Here is an 18343-nt window from a genome sequence, read left to right as displayed (position 1 = left end):
AATTTAATTACGATGCAAGAGAGTGAAAATCTTATTATAGATGCTGTGATTACTTGGGTAGATGGAAAAGACCCTATTCATAAAGCTAAAATATCTAACTTTCTTGAGAACAAATCTTCATTGGATAGTAAGGCTGTTAAAATGCGGTTTAACCAAGTTAATGAAATTGAGTTTGCTGTAAAATCAATTTTAAAATATGCTAAATTTGTAAGAAACATCTATATTGTTACAGATAACCAAACACCAGGTTTTTTAAAAGACAAAGAAAAAGCTTCAAAAGAATTTCCGAATGTTATTGTTGTAGATCATAAAGTTATATTTGAGGGTAATGAAGATTATTTACCTGTATTTAATTCAATATCAATAGAAACACTTTTATTTAAAATTCCCTCTTTAGCAGAGCATTTTATTTATTTTAACGATGATTTTTTTTTACAAAAAGACACGAAAGTTACAGATTTTTTTATTGAAGGAAAACCTATTATAAGAGGTTATTGGTGTTCTTTTTACGATGATATTTGGCATAAAAAGTTGAAAAATATGTTTTCTAAAATTGTAAATAAAAAACAGAAAATAGTTTATAAACATAGAAAAGGATTACAAAAATCTGCTGAGTTTTTAAATTTTGATAAATATTTTTTCACAGAACACACACCAAGCGCAATTAGAAAATCGACATTAGAATCTTTTTTTAGTAAAAACAAAACTTTATTAAATTCAAATATTAAACATCGTTTTAGGGATCCGAATCAATTTGTAATGCATTCATTAGCGAATCATTTAGAAATACAAAGCGATACTTGCTTTTTAAAAAATGATTTCCAATTAGTTTATTTTCAAAACTACAAGAAACCTTTTTGGTGGTTAAAGAATAAACTTAAAAGAGCTGAGAAAGATCAAAATAAACTCTTTCTATGTATGCAGAGTTTAGATCAATGTCCTTCAGAAAAACTAATTTATCTAAAAAAATGGCTTCAAAATAAATACGAGTAATTATTTTGAAGTCCAATTATAGCTTTAAATATTTAGTCTACAGTTGTAGGTTTAGGTGCTTTCTTGTTGTTAAAATATAAATACTTAGTTGTGTAATAGTAGGCAGATAAAAGGCTATCCATTTGTTGTGCAACTTTAGGGTTCTCTAACTGAATATCTTTTACTGTATTTGCATCTAAACTGTACAAACTTGTTTTTTTAGAGATGTTTGTTTTCTCGTAATAAAAATTATCTTTTAATACACCAACACCCTTTTCTCCTTTACTTTGTAAGTACACAAAGGCAGCAGTATCTGTATTTGTACTATCTAATAGATCTCTTCCTAAAGTATAATTTGTATAGTCTACTTTAGCGATACTTGTTGCTGTAGGAAACACGTCTATCAATTTAGCATATTTATCAACTACTTGAGGTTTTACATATTTTGGAGCATGAATAAAAAATGGCACATGGTGTACTTGTATACCTAAATCGTCTTGATTGTTTTTTAAGAAATTTAATTTTTTCATACCACCTCTGTGATCACCAAAAAACACAAAAATAGTATTGTCATAATAACCAGTTTCTTTAGCTCTTTCTAAAAAACGTGCAACATTAAAATCTAAATATCTTATTGCGTTTAATTGCCCTAAAGATCTAAAACCTCCTTTTAGCAAGGTTTCTTCGTCTATTTCGTCTTCTAAAATTGGTTTAAAACTTTCTTTTTGATCAGGTACTGTAAAGGGCATGTGGTTTGTTGCTGTTTGTATGTAGGCAACAAAAGGCTTTCCGCTTTCATGTAGTTTTTTAAATTCTTTGTCAGACTCTTTAAATAAATCGTAATCATCAATTCCCCAAACATCGGCTCTATTTTCTTCTTCGAAACTACCTTCTTCAAAGATTTGTAAATCTTTTACATTAGATTGAAATACGCCTCTTATATTCGCCCAATTTGCAGAGCCACCTATAAAATATTGCTTTTGATACCCTTCATACTGATCAAAAATAATACGCTGATCTATAATCATAGGGTTTCTAGAAGCCGTTTTTACATCTTCTATATCTGGTAAACCTGTAACACTAGCAAAAACGCTTGCTGCGGTACCTGGTTTATGAACGTAGAATTTAGAGAAGCTTAAACTTTCCTTTATAATAGAATCCATTTTTGGGCTAGAGTTTAAAGGATTACCATAGTGACTCAATGTTGCAGTTCCTGTAGATTCTAGCATTACATAAATTACATTTGGCTTCTTTTTATAAGGTTTTTTAAAAGTTACTTTCTTTGCAAAATTTATAGTGTCTTTTGGTAAGTTTAGGTGTTTTGCAATTACAGGGTAATAAGCTTTAAATTTTTCAATATTAGCACCTTCACTTCTAAATGAAAAACTGTCAAAGAAATATAAAACAGGGTTTAATGCAAATTGATTTACAGTTGTATTTTTAGAGAAAAAAGCCTCACTCCAGCGCAATGGGTAGTGTGTAATACTGTTATAGATACCAAAAGATAAAACGAGTACGGTTAGGATAATAATTGCTGCTTTTACTTTTTTTGTTATTTCTTGATGTGCTTTTGAAAATAAATTATAAACAAAATTGGCATATTTATAGATGATAAAACATAAGATTATCAACCCTATAATACCTTTATAAATAGGGTAACTTTCCACTAAAACTTGACTAGATATTTTTAAATTACCTAAAAATCGAAGTGATGAAGCATCTAATCTAATTGATAAATACTCGTAATACCCAAGATCGAATAGGTAGAATAACGTTAAAGTCAAATAAGTCAATACGAGATATGTATTCGCTATCTTTTTATAAATTTTCCTTTCAAAAAAACGGAAATTTTTGATTAAAAGTAATATCGCTAGCGGGAAAAAAGCAATAACGGCAAGTTTTAAATCAAAACGTAGCCCTAAGAAAATAGCTTTTTGCAATTTTAATGGATCAAGATCTTCTACTTGTATAAATAGAAGGTAGAAGATTCCTCTAAAAAGTACTGCGAAAATAAATAGAAAAAATACATTTGTAAAAATGTATTTTATGTAACTCGGAATTTTTTGAAACATAGGTATTATATAGGAGCGCAAAGATAGTATTTTTAGAATACACAGTTATAAAGTTCATTTCAATATTTGAAGGAATGTAGCGTTGGTTTTTAACTTATACATATAGCTAAAGACTTGAATAAAACAAAGCAGCTATAGATACCAATCATTAAGTTGTTTTATTGCGTGTTATTTACCCTAGAGATTATTGCTTTGCTGATTGTATTTGTAAATATTACCTTAAAATCATTTTAAGAAAAAGTAATTCATTTTTTTGTGTAGCATGTTTTATATAGTAAATTTGCGGTAAATTAACATGAATGTAAAATAACCAATTACTTATAGATTGGTGACTTATATTCGAACTTTAAGAGCATAAATTCATGCAAAAACAATTCTTTAAAGAAGCAATTTCTTTAGAAATATTTAATGTTATATCCAAAGCATCCAGAGAGTTACAAATAGAGAGTTATGTAATTGGCGGTTATGTACGTGATTTTTTTTTAAAAAGAGGAAACTCTAAAGATATTGATGTTGTAGCGGTTGGTAGTGGTATTGAGTTGGCTCAAAAAGTTTCTAAACTATTGCCCAATAAACCCAAAGTACAGGTTTTTAAGACCTACGGAACTGCAATGTTACGTTATAATGATGTCGAAATTGAATTTGTTGGCGCTAGAAAAGAATCTTATTCTGAAGATAGTAGAAATCCTGATGTTACAGAAGGTAATCTACAAGACGATCAAAATAGAAGAGATTTAACGATTAATGCGTTGGCTTTAAGTTTAAATGAAGATAATTTTGGCGCTTTATTAGATCCTTTCAATGGAATAGAAGACTTGAAAAGCAAGGTGATTAAAACACCTTTAAATCCAGATATTACCTATTCTGATGATCCTCTAAGAATGATGCGTGCCATTCGTTTTACTACGCAGTTAAATTTTAATATTGATACTGAATCTTTAGATGCAATTTCTAGAAATGCATATCGATTAAAAATTATTACTCGTGAAAGAATTGTAGACGAATTGAATAAAATTTTGTCATCTCCAAAACCATCAATTGGTTTTTTATTGTTAGAACAAACAGGTTTGTTAAAGCAAATATTACCTGAGTTAATGGCTTTAAAAGGAGTAGAGGAAGTAGAGGGACAGAAGCATAAAGATAATTTTTATCACACCTTAGAAGTGGTTGATAATATTTCTGAAAATACAGAAGATGTTTGGTTAAGATGGGCAGCATTATTGCATGATATCGGAAAAGCACCAACTAAAAAGTTTAGTAAAAAAGTAGGTTGGACCTTCCATGCACATGAATTTGTTGGTTCTAAAATGGTATATAAGTTATTCAAGCGTTTAAAAATGCCTATGAATAACAAAATGAAATTTGTTCAGAAAATGGTCATGTTAAGTTCTAGGCCTATTGTTTTGGCAACGGAAGTTACAGATTCTGCAGTTAGACGCTTGGTTTTTGATGCTGGAGATGATATCAATTCTTTAATGACGCTGTGTGAGGCAGATATTACAACTAAAAATCCGAAGAAATTTAAACGTTATCATCAGAATTTTGAGTTGGTAAGAGATAAAATTAAAGAAGTAGAAGAGCGGGATCAAGTACGTAATTTTCAACCTCCAGTTACTGGTGAAGAAATTATGGAAGCTTTTAATTTAAAACCTTGTAGAGAAATAGGTCAAATTAAAGAAGCTATAAAAGAGGCTATTTTAGAAGGAGAAATACCAAATGAAAAGCAAGCTTCTTATGATTTTATGATTGAAAAAGGCTTAAAACTAGGATTGAAACAAAATTAGTATTATAAAAATTTTAGTTACAAGACAAAAAAAGACCATTACTAATCAGTAATGGTCTTTTTTGTATAACTATATTAGTATGCTTTTTAACTTAAACTCTGCATTGTAACCAGTTTAAAATACTCTCCTTTTTTAGTTAGTAACTCGTCGTGTTTACCTTGCTCTACTATTTTACCTTTTTTAAGTACTACAATTTTATCTGCTTTTTGAATGGTAGATAACCTGTGTGCAATTACTAGAGATGTTCTGTTTTGCATCATTTTTTCTAAAGCAAGTTGTACCAGTTGTTCAGACTCTGTGTCTAAGGCAGAAGTAGCCTCGTCTAAAACCATTATTGGAGGGTTTTTTAAAACTGCTCTTGCAATAGATAAACGTTGTTTTTGTCCGCCAGAAAGTGTGTTACCACTATCTCCAATATTTGTATCATATTTTTCTGGTAAATTCTGAATAAACTCGTCTGCATTAGCAATTTTTGCAGCTTCTAAAATCGCTTCATCAGTTGCCTGTTGTGTTCCTAATTTAATATTATTGGCAATCGTATCATTAAATAGAATTGAGTCTTGAGAAACAATACCCATTAAATCTCTTAAAGACTCTTTAGTAATGTCTTTAATATTGTTGTCATCAATAAGTACTTCCCCTTTATTAACATCATAAAAACGAGTAATTAGATTTGCTAAGGTAGATTTACCACTTCCAGATTGACCAACCAGAGCGACGGTTTCTCCTTTATTAATTGTTAAAGAAAAGTCTTTTAAAACATACTCATCTTTATACTTAAAAGAGATATTTTTAAATTCTATTTTACTTGTAAAATCTTGTTTTTTAATTGCGTTCGGCTTGTCTTTAATGGTGTTTTCTGTATTAAGAACCGTCATAATTCTTTCTGCAGAAGCTTCTCCTTTTTGAATGTTATAAAAGGTAGTCGTAATTAATTTTATAGGGTTTAAAACAGTGTAAAACAGTACAATGTATCCTAAAAACTGACTCGCTTTTAAATTACCTGTATTAGACAAAACTTCTGTACCTCCATACCAAAGAATCGCAATAATTGTTGCCGATCCTAAAAACTCACTCATAGGTGAAGCTAATGTTTGCCTATGATAAACACTCGTCATTAATTGCTTAAAATTAAGTGTTGAGTTATTGAATTTTTTAGCGATTACATGTTCTGCATTAAAGCCTTTAATAATTTTTAATCCAGTTAATGTTTCTTCAATAAAAGATAAGAAATTACCAGTTTCCTTTTGTGCTTTTGCCGATTTCGATTTTAATTTTTTACTAATAGATGATATTATAAATCCAGAAACGGGTAATAAAACAAAAACAAATAATGTTAGTTTTAAACTCATGTACAGCATAATTGTTATAGAAATAACAACTGTTAAAGGTTCTCTAACAATGGTTTGTACAGAACTTATTATTGAGTTTTCTACTTCTTGTACATCTCCAGTCATACGAGCTATAATGTCTCCTTTTCTTTTTTCTGAAAAATAGGCAATAGGGAGCTCTACAATTTTATTGTACAAGTTATCTCTTAAATCTTTTACAATTCCTGTTCTTAAAAAAGCAATTGCATAAGAAGCTAAGTATCTAAATAAATTTTTAAAAAAGAATAATGACAGTGATAATAAACAAATAAATAAAAGCACGTTTATTTCTCCGTCATTAATAATTTTTTGAGAAATAAAGTAGTTGAATTCATTTTCTAGATAACTACCAATATTTCCGATACCACTATAAATTGGCTTTGAAACGGCTACTCTTTCTTCTCCAAATAAAATTTTTAGAACAGGAATAAACGCCAATACCGAAAGCACATTAAAAACTGCGTAAAGTATATTAAATAGAATATTTAAAATAGTAAATTTTCGATACTTTTTCTCATATTTTAGAATGTCCTTAAAATATCCCATTAATTCAATTTCATTTCTTTAATAATTCTTTGAATTTTTGCATCTAAAGCAGCTTCTACAGAAGTAGCGTTTTCTTTAGTATCTAAAGATGTGTTCACACTAAAGTAAAACTTTATTTTTGGTTCTGTTCCACTTGGTCTCGCTGCAATTCTTGTACCAGACTCTGTTTGATAAATTAAAACATTAGATTTTGGTAAATCGATGTTTGTTACTTCGCCAGTTATTAAGTTTTTTCTAGTTGATGCGTCATAATCAGAAAGAGACTCTACTTTTTCACCATCAATTTCAGTCAATGGATTGTTACGCATATCGCTTAACATTTGCTGAATTTCTGCAGCCCCATCCATTCCTTTTTTAGTAATTGAAATTAAATGCTCTTTATAGAAGTTGTTTTTAACATAAATAGCTAATAATTCTTCATAGAAAGAACTTCCGCTTTGTTTAGCATACGCAGCAACTTCACAAGCTAAAAGTGTTGCAGTTACTGCATCTTTATCTCTTACAAAACCACCAACCATGTATCCAAAACTTTCTTCTCCACCACCAATAAAGTCTAGCTCAGGAAAATCTCTAACCATTTTAGCGATCCATTTAAAACCGGTTAAACCAACTTTAGTCTCAACACCATAACTTGCAGCAACATCATTCACCAATTCAGTAGAAACAATTGTTGATCCTACAAATTGTTTTCCATTCATTTTCCCTTCTTCTTTCCACTTCTTTAACAAGAATTCAGTCATAACAACCATTGTTTGGTTCCCATTCATTAATTTCATGTTTCCGTCTGTATCTCTAATAGCTACACCTAATCTGTCGCAATCTGGATCGGTACCAATAACAATATCTGCACCAACTTTGTTCGCTAAGTCAGTTGCCATCTTTAAAGCTTCTGGCTCTTCTGGGTTTGGAGATTTTACTGTTGGGAAATCTCCATCTGGTTCTCTTTGTTCTTCAACAATATGAACATCCGTATAACCTGCTTTTGCCAATGCATCAGGTACAGAAACAATAGAAGTTCCGTGTAAAGATGTAAAAACAATTTTTAAATTTTTGCGATCTACTTTATCAGATAAAGTTCCGTTTTTAACAGAAGCATCAATAAAAGCGTCATCTACTTCTTTACCAATTACTTCAATTAAAGCTTCGTTTGCATCAAATTTAATTTCAGAAAAATCTAGAGCATTTACGTTTCCAATAATTCCACCATCATGCGGAGGAACAATTTGTCCACCATCTGCCCAATATACTTTGTAGCCGTTATATTCTGGCGGGTTGTGAGAAGCTGTTAATACAATACCTGCATCACATCCTAAATGACGTACAGCAAAAGATAATTCTGGAGTTGCGCGTAAATCTTCAAAAAGAAATACTTTTATATTATTTGCAGATAAAACATCTGCTACTACTTTGGCAAACTTTTTACTATTATGTCTACAATCGTATGCTATTACTACGCTTAATTGTTCTTTTTTTACGTTTTCTATTAAATAATTAGACAAACCTTGAGTTGCTCTACCTAATGTATATTTATTAATTCGGTTGGTTCCAGCACCCATAACTCCACGCATTCCTCCAGTTCCAAATTCCATGTCTTTGTAGAATCTGTCTGCTAAAGCATCAGGATTATTGTTAATTAATTCTTGAATTTCAGTTTGAGTTTCAGCATCAAAAGTAGCTGTTAACCATTGTTTTGCTTTGTCTAAAATATTATCCATCGTTTAAAGTTATGTTGCTTAGTTGAAATACAAATATACTATTTAGAAATTGAGTTTTTCTTTAATTGTATAGTGTTTTTCGTTACTTTTTGTTTTTATAATGAGTTCTCCAATAAATCCTGCTAAAAATAATAGTGTTCCTAATATCATAGAAGTTAATGCTATATAGAACCAAGGATTATCTGTAATTAAAATTGTTTTAATGCCGTTAAAAAGTTTGTAAAGCTTGTAAGCGCCAATATAAAATGCAGATGTTGTTCCAAATAAGAACATTAAAGTTCCCCAAAGACCAAAAATGTGCATGGGTCTTTTACCGAATTTTGATAAAAAAGAAATGGTAATTAAATCTAAAAAACCATTTACAAAACGGTCCATTCCAAATTTAGTTTCTCCGTATTTTCTTGCTTGGTGTTGTACTACTTTTTCTCCTATTTTAGTATAGCCTTCGTTTTTTGCTAAAACGGGAATGTATCGGTGCATTTCTCCGCTTACTTTTACTGCTTTTATAACCTCGTTTTTGTAGGCTTTTAGTCCGCAGTTAAAATCGTTTAGTTTTAAACCAGATGTTTTTCTGGCTGCAGCGTTAAATAATTTTGAAGGAATGTTTTTTGTAATAACGTTGTCATAACGTTTCTTTTTCCAACCAGAAATTAGGTCGAAATCTTCTTTAATAATTAAATCGTATAATTCAGGAATTTCATCTGGATTGTCTTGTAAATCTGCGTCCATGGTAATTACAACAGCTCCTTTTGCCATGTCGAAACCAGCATCTAAAGCTTGCGATTTTCCGAAGTTCCTTTGAAATCGTATTCCTTTTACCTCGGTATGTGCAGCGGATAATTTTTCAATTACATTCCACGAATTATCTGTACTACCATCATCAATAAAAATGATTTCATATAAATAACGATTGGATTGCATAACTTTTGCAATCCAATCGTATAATTCTTGTAAAGATTCATCTTCGTTAAGAAGTGGTATTACTACCGAAATATCCATGTTTGTTCTATTCAATATTTATAATTCAAAGTTTAGTTTGTATGAAAACCTTAAATATTAAAATTTAGTATGTTTCCTCTTCCGTTTTTTTCATGATTGCAGAAGCAATTGCAGAAATAATAAAACCTAATATTGCAGCACCAATAATTGAAATAGCAGCTATAATACCTGGAGATTGAAATTTCTGAGCTATTTCATTAGCGCCTTCAATTTGCGCTTCTGTCATTCCTCCATCTAAATATGCTTGATTTTGAATTTCCATAGCTTGTTGCATAAAGTCAGGCTCTATAACAGTCATAAAAATATATTGATAAATGGCTGTAATTAATGCAGAAAGTATACAAATACCAACACCAATTTTAACACCTTGTCCCCAAGAGATAAAACCATTATTAATTTCTTTATATTTTTTTATACCTAAAACAACTAAAGCTGTGGTTAAACCAATAGATATAACTGAAATTGACCAATGTGGTTTAAGGTGTTCACCCATTGCGTAGGTAATAACACTCAATAATATTCCAGCAACTGCTAAAATAACACCATAATTTACAATTAGACTTTTACTGTTTGCTTGATCTTCCATTTTTTTAATTTAGTTAGTTATACAAATATATTGTTTTCATTGATGATAGTTTTTAATTATTTATAAAAGTTTGTTTACTATCACAACAATTCATTAGTATTCAGAGTGTTGAAAATGTTACATAAAATTTACACTTTTTTTATTGCCAATATGAAAAAAGCGTGTAAATTTGCCCCGGCAAGTCCTACACAACTAGCTCCCTTTGAATCCTCCAGGGCGGGAACGCAGCAAAGGTATTAGGTTGTAGCGGTGTGATGTAGGTAGCTTGCCATTTTTTATTTCCTATAATTTAATTCTGAACTTCTTCAGAATTTTTTCTTTTTAGAGCAGTTATTAACTTTCTCCTTTTTAGTTTTCTACATTTAGTTTTAAGATATTTGCAGTTCTATTGAAGAATTCAAAAATTAAACGATTAAAAGTTTATTGCTGAATTTTAATCTTTGAATCATTTAATATTTTTATAAACTCATGTATAAAGTCGTATTAATTACCGGAGCTTCTTCTGGAATAGGAAAATCTGTTGCTACTTTTTTATCTAAAAAAGGATATAAAGTATATGGTACAAGTAGAAATCCTAAAAACACAGCTAATTTTTCTTTTGAATTGATTGCTTTGGATGTTTTAAAGGTTGATACCATTAATGCAGCTATCGACTTTATTATTGAAAAAGAAGGAAAGTTAGATGTTTTGGTAAACAATGCAGGAATGGGAATTACGGGGCCAATTGAAGATACGCCGACTGATGAAATGAGAGCTGTTTTTAACACCAATCTTTTTGGTGCTGTAGATGTAATGAAAGCTGTTTTACCACAAATGCGAAAACAGAAATCAGGAACTATTATAAATGTAACTTCTATTGCTGGTTATATGGGTTTACCTTTTAGGGGATTATATTCTGCGACAAAAGGTGCTTTAGAAACCATAACGGAAGCAACAAGTATGGAAGTAAAACCATTCGGAATTAAAGTAGCTTGTGTTGCACCTGGAGATTTTGCAACCAATATTGCTGCAGGAAGATATCATACACCGGTTTTTGATGATTCTGCTTATAAAGAGAATTATCAAATGAATTTAAATTTGATGGACGCGCATGTAAGTGGAGGAATGGATCCGATAGAAATGGCAAAGGCTGTACATAAGATTATAGAAAATAAGAACCCTAAGATTCATTATAAAGTAGGTGGTTTTATGGAAAAATTCTCTATTGTTTTAAAGCGAATTTTACCAGATAGAATGTATGAAAAGATTTTAATGAACCATTATAAATTATAGTTTTACGATGGTTTTTTAATGTTTATAAATAGTAAGTAAATAGTTTTATTTCAATTCTTAATTTTATAAACAAGTAACTATCTTTGCGTTAGGGATTGAAGCAATTGTTTGAGCTCTTTTTTGTTTTTTAACAAAAAAAGCGAGTGCGTAAAGCCTGCTCGAACGCCCCAAACCTCTCGACTCCGCTCGAGATGACAATTATTAAGAACAATTACAACTAAATATATACAAATGAAATTTTTTATTGATACTGCAAATTTAGAGCAAATTAAAGAAGCGCAAGCTTTAGGTATTTTAGACGGAGTTACTACAAACCCATCTTTAATGGCTAAAGAAGGTATTACTGGCGAAGTAAACATCATTAACCATTACAAAGAGATTTGTGAGTTGGTAGAAGGTGATGTTTCTGCAGAAGTTATTTCTACAGATTTTGACGGAATGGTAAAAGAAGGTGAAGCTTTGGCTGCTTTAAATCCTCAGATTGTTGTGAAATTACCAATGATTAAAGACGGTGTAAAAGCGTGTAAATATTTTTCTTCTAAAGGGATTAAAACAAACGTAACGTTAGTGTTTTCTGCAGGTCAGGCTTTATTGGCTGCTAAAGCAGGAGCAACGTATGTTTCTCCGTTTATTGGTCGTTTAGACGATATTTCTACAGACGGAATGAACTTGATTAAAGAAATTCGTTTAATTTATGACAATTACGGTTTCGAAACTCAAATTTTAGCAGCTTCTGTACGTAATACAATGCATATTATTAACTGTGCAAAATTAGGATCTGACGTTATGACTGGACCTTTAAGCGCTATTGAAGGTTTGTTAAAACACCCTTTAACAGATAGTGGTTTGGCTACATTTTTAGCAGATTACAAAAAAGGAAACTAGTTTTAAAAATAGTTACAAAGTCGCAAAGTTTCAAAGTTAAAATTGAAAGTTTGCGGCTTTCTGTTTGTATAAATATAAGGCTTAACTTTGCAACTAATTTAGCTTTGTAACTTTGTTACTGAAAAAAAATGTACCCTAAAAAAGAACTCGCACAAATTGTAATTTCAGCATGTAGTCAATTTAATATTGATACGGTTGTTATTTCTCCAGGATCTAGAAATGCTCCTTTAACGGTTGGTTTTTCTAATCATCCAGAAATAAATGCATTAAGTGTTGTAGATGAGCGTTGTGCTGCTTTTTTTGCATTAGGTATTGCACAACAAACTCAGAAACCGGTTGCCATTATATGTACATCTGGTTCTGCGTTGTTAAATTATTATCCGGCAATTGCAGAAGCTTTTTACAGCAATATTCCGTTGGTTGTAATTTCTGCAGACAGACCAAAACATTTAATTGATATTGGAGACGGACAAACGATTCGTCAAGAAAATGTGTTTGATAATCATATTTTGTTCGCTGCCAATTTAATTGAAAACGAGAAGTTTAAAACACGTAATTCTCAGTTAATAGGAGAAGCTTTGCAAATAGCAGTTTCGCAAAAAGGACCTGTGCATATAAACGTTCCGTTTGATGAACCTTTGTATGAAACGGTAGAGGAAATGCAAACTTTTAATTTTCCGCATATATCTTTAAGTTCTTTAGATAATTCTCATATTGATTATGGTAATTTGTCAAAAATATGGAATACAGCAGAAAAGAAAATGATTCTTGTTGGGGTTAATTATCCTGATGCCGATTTACATAAATTAATGGATTTGTATGCAGAGGATGAATCTGTTTTAATTTTAACAGAAACAACTTCTAATTTACATCAAGAAAAATCTGTTAATTCTATAGATCAGTTAATTTTTTCTTTGGATGATAAGCAGTTTGAAGATTTAAAACCAGAAGTGCTAATTACTTTTGGAGGCATGATTGTTTCTAAGAAAATTAAACAGTTTTTAAGAAAATATCCACCAAAACAGCATTGGAATATTGATGAAAAGAAAGCGGTAAATACGTTTTTTTGTTTATCAGAATTTATACAAATTAAACCATTAGATTTCTTTTCGAAATTTAATAGAACAATAATAAAAAAGGAAAGTAACTATCAACAAAAATGGTTGAAAATTCGTGATGAAAAACGCATAAAACATCAAGAATATTTATCAAGAGCAACACATTCAGATTTTAAAGTTTTTGAGCAAGTTGTAGAGAGTGTTCCTACTAATAGTCAGTTACAAATTAGTAACAGTTCTATAATTAGATACGCACAATTATTTTCTATTGATAAAACAAATACAGTTTTTTGCAATAGAGGTACAAGCGGAATTGACGGAAGTACGTCTACCGCAATTGGAGCTGCTTTTGCAAATAAAAATCAGACGGTTTTTATTACGGGAGATATTAGTTTTTTCTATGATAGTAATGCTTTATGGAATACGAATATTCCAAAGAATTTTAGAATTATATTAATCAACAATGCTGGTGGCGGAATTTTTAAAATTATTCCAGGACCAGGAACTACCAATGCTGCGAGGTATTTTGAAACTCCGCATACTTTAACTGCAGAACATTTGTGTAAAATGTACGAGTTAGATTATTTAAAGGCAGATTCTATCGAAACAGTAACGGCACAATTACAAGGTTTTTATGAAACATCAGAAAAACCAAAAATATTAGAAATTTTCACTCCAAGTGAAGAAAATGATTTAATTTTATCAGCATATTTTAAATACATACAATAATGAGTTTACAAGAAGATTTATACGAAGAAGACGAGAATTTACAAGATGGTGAGGATAACTCGGAAGAGGTAGATATGTACTTGAAAGAAGGAGATAAGGTCAGTTTAGTAATTGAGACAGAAACCAATTTAGGATATACTGTTTTAATTAATGAAGAATTTGACGGTTTACTTTTTAGAAGTGAAGTTTTTCAGGAGTTAGAAGAAAATATGGAGGTTGTTGGTTATGTGAAACAAATTCGTGAAGACGGAAAAATAGATGTTTCTTTAAGACCACAAGGTTTTAGAAATGTTATTGATTCTGATGTAGAAAAAGTACTGACAAAACTAAAAGATAGTAGAGAAGGTTTTTTATTATTAACTGATAAAAGTTCTCCAGATTCTATTCGTTTTCATATGAAAATGAGTAAAAAGGCATTTAAAAAAGCTGTTGGAAATTTATACAGACAAAAACTAATTCTTATCAAAGAAGATAGAATAGAGCTTGTTTAAAAGTAAGCAGTTTTCAGTAGCAGTCAGCAGTGTCAAACTGACTGGGTACTGCTACTGAAAACTGTTTTTTTTACCTTCCTCCCAATCTTAAAATGTTTTCATAAAATCTATCTGCATTTGGGTCTGCAGGATCCATTTTTCCGTAACCAATTTTATAATGTACAATTGCTTTACTGATTTGTTTACTACTTTCGTAAAATTTACCAATATAGTAATCACCTAGCGGAGATGAAGGGTATAATTTCAAAATCATTTTACCAAAAGGAAGTAACTGATCTCCATTTTCCTTTTCCATAATTATTTTCTCGATAGCAAAAATATCACTTTCTCGAATTCCTAAATTACTTCCAAAAAGGAAATCAATTTCTAAGTATTTGTTTTCTAAATAAGCAATCGCATCTGATGGCGATAAATCTTTTATGTTTTTGTCAAACTCCTCTTTAGAAATAGCAGAGTATACTTGAAAAACTTGATTTAAGGCTCTAGGAATTGCTTCACTAATAGCAGATATGCTACTTGGTGTGTTAATGGTGTCGTTTATAATGTTTAGGTTTTTTATCTCTAAAGACTTTAAACCTCCTTGTAATTCTCCTATTTTAGTTTGTTTATCTACAGAAAACGACGTAGAGTTGTTTATGTATAGGTAAAAAGTATTGTCTTCTTTCTCATATCTCGGTAAATTATAACTTTGCAATTGCTGTCCTATAAAATCAGAAAAAAGAGGGTTTATACAGATGTAAGAATTGATAAGTGGAATTTTTTCTCCTAAAAAAAAGGATACTAAGTTTGCAGAAGTACCTTGACCAACAATAGAAATAAAAGGAGAAGTATTGTAATTGCTTTCGATTTCAAAAATAACTTCATCCTTTACAAATTGATAAAATTTCTTGTTGTCTGTAGTTAATTCTCCTGTTGTAGTATTAAAGTAAGTGTCTTTTTTACGGGTTTTAGCCATTTCAATTCCTACCACAATTTGCTTTGGTGCTTTGTCTTTAGCAGCAAATAACACAGAATTTCCTACATACGCATCAAACAAAAGCTCACTATCTAAAACAACTGCTAAAGGATAATTTTTTTCTTCTTCAGAATCATAACCTTCTGGTAAATATATTTTTATGTCCCTTTTATCATCAGCATAATCAGAGATAATTGTTTTTTTTATAATTTTTTGTGCATACCCGCTAAGGCAAATCAACATAAATATTAGGGTGAACGATTTCTTTATCATAAATTTGAATCTTTATTTTTGTAACCAATTTTTTTGTTCTTCTAAAAGAACGTCCAAAATACAAAATTATGATACAACCCGAGTGGAAAACTGTTAAAGAATACGAAGACATTACCTACAAAAAGTGTAATGGAGTTGCTAGGATAGCATTTAATAGACCTAATGTTAGAAATGCTTTTAGACCTAAAACAACAAAAGAATTATACGATGCTTTTTACGATGCAGGCGAAGATGTAAATATTGGAGTTGTGCTACTTTCTGCGGAAGGACCAAGTACAAAAGACGGTGTGTATTCTTTTTGTTCTGGAGGAGACCAAAAAGCACGTGGACACCAAGGTTATGTTGGTGAAGATGGTTACCATAGACTAAATATATTAGAAGTGCAACGGTTAATCCGATTTATGCCAAAAGCAGTAATTGCAGTGGTACCGGGTTGGGCAGTTGGTGGTGGACATAGTTTACATGTTGTTTGCGATTTAACTTTAGCTTCTAAAGAAAATGCTATTTTTAAACAAACAGATGCAGATGTAACGTCTTTTGATGGTGGTTATGGTTCTGCATATTTAGCAAAAATGGTGGGGCAAAAAAGAGCTAGAGAAATCTTTTTCTTAGGAAGAAATTATTCTGCGCAGGAAGCTTATGAAATGGGAATGGTGAATGCCGTTATTCCTCATGGTGAGTTAGAGTCTACTGCTTACGAATGGGCACAAGAAATTTTAGAAAAAAGTCCGACTTCTATTAAAATGTTAAAGTTTGCGATGAACTTAACAGACGACGGAATGGTTGGTCAACAAGTTTTTGCTGGTGAAGCAACTCGTTTAGCCTACATGACAGATGAAGCAAAAGAAGGTCGAGATGCTTTTCTTGAGAAGAGAAAACCAAACTTTCCTAAAAAATGGATACCATAGTCAATTAATAATTTTGAAATTAAGAATTAGGAATTATTGTAATTCGTAATTTAAAATCAGTAATTCATAATTAATTAGAATGAAACCACAAGTAGTCTCTTTTTTAATAAAATGTCCAGATCAAAAAGGATTGGTAGCTAAAATCACCACTTTTTTTTATGAAAATGGATTCAATATTTTAAGTTCTCAGCAATATGTAAATTCTGTTGAGAATACATATTTTATGAGAGTTCGTCTAAATGCAGATGGAACAAATATTTCTAAAGAAGCATTAGAAAATAACTTTCAACAACTGGCAACGCCTTTGGATATCGATTGGTCTGTTAATTATGGCGATAAAAAACAAAATGTAGCCATTATGGTTTCGCATACCAGTCATAATTTATATGATTTATTAGAGCGTTCTAAAGAAGGACGTTTAGACTGTAATGTGAAGATGATTATCAGTAATCATAATAAATTAAGGTATGTTGCAGATATGTTTAATATTCCTTTTTATCATTTACCGGTAATAAAGGAGACCAAAAGAGATCAAGAAGATCAAGTTGTGCAATTGCTAGATGCTAATGAAGTAGATTTAGTTATTATGGCTAGGTATATGCAGATTTTATCTTCAGATTTTATCAAACATTATCCAGAGAGAATTATCAATATTCATCATTCTTTTTTACCTGCTTTTCAAGGAGCAAATCCGTATAAAAAAGCATACGAAAGAGGTGTGAAGTTAATTGGAGCAACGGCACATTATGCAACGGTAGATTTAGATGAAGGCCCAATTATTGAGCAAGATGTAAAGCCGGTAACCCACGAAAGTACACCAACAACTTTAAAGAGAATTGGTGCTGATATAGAAAAATTGGTGTTGGCAAGAGCGGTTAAAAACCACTTGAATCATCAAATAATCGTTTCAGGAAATAGAGCTATTGTTTTTCCGGAAGCAGGAGAATAAAATTTAATTACAAATTGTGAATTACGAATTTCTATAATTCGTAATTCATAATTTAAAATTAGTAATTGAGTATGAAAATAATTTGTATTGGGCGCAATTACGCAAAACACATAGAAGAATTAGCAAATGAAAGACCAGAGAATCCTGTGGTGTTTTTAAAGCCAGATTCTGCTATTTTACCAAGAAAAAATCCATTTTTTATTCCACCTTTTTCAGATGATGTTCATTATGAAGTAGAGGTTTTGGTAAAAATAAATAAAGTTGGTAAACATATTGATGCAAAATTTGCGCATAAATATTATGATGAAATCGGATTAGGGATCGATTTTACAGCAAGAGATGTACAAGCAAAATGCAAGGAAAAAGGTTTGCCTTGGGAGAAAGCAAAAGCATTTGATGGAAGTGCCGTTATTGGTGAGTTTTATCCGAAGGAAGAATTTGATTTAGAGAGCTTAAAATTTCAATTATTTAAGAATGATGAACTTGTTCAGGATGGAAACACCAATGCTATGTTATGGAAGACAGATGAACTAATTGCTTATGTTTCTCAATATTTTACCTTGAAAAAAGGAGATATTATTTTTACAGGTACACCAGCAGGCGTTGGGAAAGTTGTAGAAAACGATAACTTAAAAGGAGTTATTGAAGGAAAAGAAGCTTTTAATATTAGAGTAAAGTAGGTTGATAAATTTTACAATACAAATAATAGCATCAATATTTGTTGGAGTTTGTTTTATGTATTTGGCTAAAAGGTTTCAAAAAAATAATATCTTTTACTT

At 30.7% G+C, this 18343-nt stretch carries 15 protein-coding genes and 1 other RNA gene; 10 read left to right on the top strand and 6 right to left on the bottom strand.

The features are described from left to right. The first annotated feature begins 12 nt into the window (after nt 1-12). Entirely contained in the window at nt 13-993 is a 981-nt protein-coding gene (locus tag WHD08_RS06030; RefSeq protein ID WP_208888852.1) for a Stealth CR1 domain-containing protein, read from the top strand. Nucleotides 994-1025: 32 nt separating this feature from the next. On the opposite strand, the gene WHD08_RS06025 is transcribed toward WHD08_RS06030, so the two are convergent. Then, complete coding sequence (locus WHD08_RS06025) at nt 1026-2765, bottom strand: LTA synthase family protein (RefSeq protein WP_244183234.1); 1740 nt, start codon at nt 2763-2765, stop codon at nt 1026-1028. 641 nt (nt 2766-3406) lie between these two features. On the opposite strand from WHD08_RS06025, the gene WHD08_RS06020 reads away from it, so the two are divergent. Further along, nucleotides 3407-4828, top strand: a complete 1422-nt coding sequence (locus WHD08_RS06020) for a CCA tRNA nucleotidyltransferase (protein ID WP_165730179.1) — start codon at nt 3407-3409, stop codon at nt 4826-4828. A gap of 86 nt (nt 4829-4914) precedes the next feature. Here the strand turns inward: WHD08_RS06020 and WHD08_RS06015 are convergent, their stop codons facing one another. The 4 genes from WHD08_RS06015 to WHD08_RS06000 form a co-directional block, all read right to left on the bottom strand. Further along, a complete protein-coding gene (locus WHD08_RS06015) occupies nt 4915-6744 on the bottom strand; it encodes an ABC transporter ATP-binding protein (RefSeq protein WP_208888854.1) in 1830 nt (609 codons plus the stop codon). Further along, entirely contained in the window at nt 6744-8459 is a 1716-nt protein-coding gene (locus WHD08_RS06010) for a phospho-sugar mutase (RefSeq protein WP_208888855.1), read from the bottom strand. Before WHD08_RS06010 ends, WHD08_RS06015 begins: the two co-directional genes overlap by 1 nt. Before the next feature lie 42 nt (nt 8460-8501). Continuing rightward, a complete protein-coding gene (locus WHD08_RS06005) occupies nt 8502-9458 on the bottom strand; it encodes a glycosyltransferase family 2 protein (protein WP_165730184.1) in 957 nt (318 codons plus the stop codon). A 64-nt stretch (nt 9459-9522) separates the two neighbouring features. After that, nucleotides 9523-10044, bottom strand: a complete 522-nt coding sequence (locus WHD08_RS06000; RefSeq protein ID WP_165730185.1) for a DUF4199 domain-containing protein — start codon at nt 10042-10044, stop codon at nt 9523-9525. Between the two features lie 175 nt (nt 10045-10219). Between WHD08_RS06000 and ffs the strand changes: the two genes are divergently transcribed. The 5 genes from ffs (at nt 10220) to WHD08_RS05975 (ending at nt 14479) form a co-directional block, all read left to right on the top strand. After that, nucleotides 10220-10318: signal recognition particle sRNA small type (ffs, locus tag WHD08_RS05995), an RNA gene on the top strand. A 194-nt stretch (nt 10319-10512) separates the two neighbouring features. Continuing rightward, nucleotides 10513-11316, top strand: a complete 804-nt coding sequence (locus WHD08_RS05990) for an SDR family oxidoreductase (protein WP_208888856.1) — start codon at nt 10513-10515, stop codon at nt 11314-11316. Between the two features lie 231 nt (nt 11317-11547). After that, nucleotides 11548-12201, top strand: a complete 654-nt coding sequence (gene fsa / locus WHD08_RS05985; protein WP_165730188.1) for a fructose-6-phosphate aldolase — start codon at nt 11548-11550, stop codon at nt 12199-12201. 128 nt (nt 12202-12329) lie between these two features. After that, the gene (menD, locus tag WHD08_RS05980) at nt 12330-13988 is read left to right on the top strand and encodes a 2-succinyl-5-enolpyruvyl-6-hydroxy-3-cyclohexene-1-carboxylic-acid synthase (RefSeq protein WP_208888857.1); all 1659 of its coding nucleotides are present in this window, start codon (nt 12330-12332) and stop codon (nt 13986-13988) included. Then, nucleotides 13988-14479, top strand: a complete 492-nt coding sequence (locus tag WHD08_RS05975; RefSeq protein WP_244183235.1) for a DNA-binding protein — start codon at nt 13988-13990, stop codon at nt 14477-14479. The genes menD and WHD08_RS05975 overlap by 1 nt, the downstream gene beginning before the upstream one ends. Nucleotides 14480-14549: 70 nt before the next feature. Here WHD08_RS05975 and WHD08_RS05970 read toward each other — a convergent pair whose 3' ends face one another. Next, nucleotides 14550-15677, bottom strand: coding sequence for an alpha/beta hydrolase-fold protein (locus WHD08_RS05970; protein WP_240915405.1), 1128 nt, complete (start codon nt 15675-15677; stop codon nt 14550-14552). 98 nt (nt 15678-15775) lie between these two features. Between WHD08_RS05970 and WHD08_RS05965 the strand changes: the two genes are divergently transcribed. The 3 genes from WHD08_RS05965 (at nt 15776) to WHD08_RS05955 (ending at nt 18244) form a co-directional block, all read left to right on the top strand. Next, on the top strand, nt 15776-16615 hold the full coding sequence (locus tag WHD08_RS05965) for a 1,4-dihydroxy-2-naphthoyl-CoA synthase (RefSeq protein ID WP_165730196.1): 840 nt from the start codon (nt 15776-15778) through the stop codon (nt 16613-16615). Between the two features lie 79 nt (nt 16616-16694). Next, nucleotides 16695-17564 carry a formyltetrahydrofolate deformylase gene (purU, locus tag WHD08_RS05960; RefSeq protein WP_208888858.1) on the top strand — a complete coding sequence of 290 codons (870 nt, stop codon included), beginning with the start codon at nt 16695-16697 and terminating at the stop codon, nt 17562-17564. A gap of 71 nt (nt 17565-17635) precedes the next feature. After that, complete coding sequence (locus tag WHD08_RS05955; RefSeq protein WP_165730200.1) at nt 17636-18244, top strand: fumarylacetoacetate hydrolase family protein; 609 nt, start codon at nt 17636-17638, stop codon at nt 18242-18244. The last annotated feature ends 99 nt before the right edge of the window (nt 18245-18343 follow it).

The organism is Polaribacter sejongensis (assembly GCF_038024065.1).
Lineage (GTDB): Bacteria > Bacteroidota > Bacteroidia > Flavobacteriales > Flavobacteriaceae > Polaribacter > Polaribacter sejongensis.
The sequence above is the reverse complement of the archived record's forward strand: the minus strand, read 5'-3'. Positions and strand labels throughout refer to the sequence as shown.

What these genes read in the sequence shown, in the direction of transcription:
- WHD08_RS06030 (WP_208888852.1), top strand. Translation starts at nt 13, where the DNA reads ATGCAAGAGAGTGAAAATCTTATTATAGATGCTGTGATTACTTGGGTA.
- fsa (WP_165730188.1), top strand. Translation starts at nt 11,548, where the DNA reads ATGAAATTTTTTATTGATACTGCAAATTTAGAGCAAATTAAAGAAGCG.
- WHD08_RS06015 (WP_208888854.1), bottom strand. Translation starts at nt 6,744, where the DNA reads ATGGGATATTTTAAGGACATTCTAAAATATGAGAAAAAGTATCGAAAA.
- WHD08_RS05975 (WP_244183235.1), top strand. Translation starts at nt 13,988, where the DNA reads ATGAGTTTACAAGAAGATTTATACGAAGAAGACGAGAATTTACAAGAT.
- WHD08_RS05965 (WP_165730196.1), top strand. Translation starts at nt 15,776, where the DNA reads ATGATACAACCCGAGTGGAAAACTGTTAAAGAATACGAAGACATTACC.
- WHD08_RS05955 (WP_165730200.1), top strand. Translation starts at nt 17,636, where the DNA reads ATGAAAATAATTTGTATTGGGCGCAATTACGCAAAACACATAGAAGAA.
- WHD08_RS06000 (WP_165730185.1), bottom strand. Translation starts at nt 10,044, where the DNA reads ATGGAAGATCAAGCAAACAGTAAAAGTCTAATTGTAAATTATGGTGTT.
- purU (WP_208888858.1), top strand. Translation starts at nt 16,695, where the DNA reads ATGAAACCACAAGTAGTCTCTTTTTTAATAAAATGTCCAGATCAAAAA.
- WHD08_RS05990 (WP_208888856.1), top strand. Translation starts at nt 10,513, where the DNA reads ATGTATAAAGTCGTATTAATTACCGGAGCTTCTTCTGGAATAGGAAAA.
- WHD08_RS06010 (WP_208888855.1), bottom strand. Translation starts at nt 8,459, where the DNA reads ATGGATAATATTTTAGACAAAGCAAAACAATGGTTAACAGCTACTTTT.
- WHD08_RS05970 (WP_240915405.1), bottom strand. Translation starts at nt 15,677, where the DNA reads ATGTTGATTTGCCTTAGCGGGTATGCACAAAAAATTATAAAAAAAACA.
- WHD08_RS06020 (WP_165730179.1), top strand. Translation starts at nt 3,407, where the DNA reads ATGCAAAAACAATTCTTTAAAGAAGCAATTTCTTTAGAAATATTTAAT.
- WHD08_RS06005 (WP_165730184.1), bottom strand. Translation starts at nt 9,458, where the DNA reads ATGGATATTTCGGTAGTAATACCACTTCTTAACGAAGATGAATCTTTA.
- menD (WP_208888857.1), top strand. Translation starts at nt 12,330, where the DNA reads ATGTACCCTAAAAAAGAACTCGCACAAATTGTAATTTCAGCATGTAGT.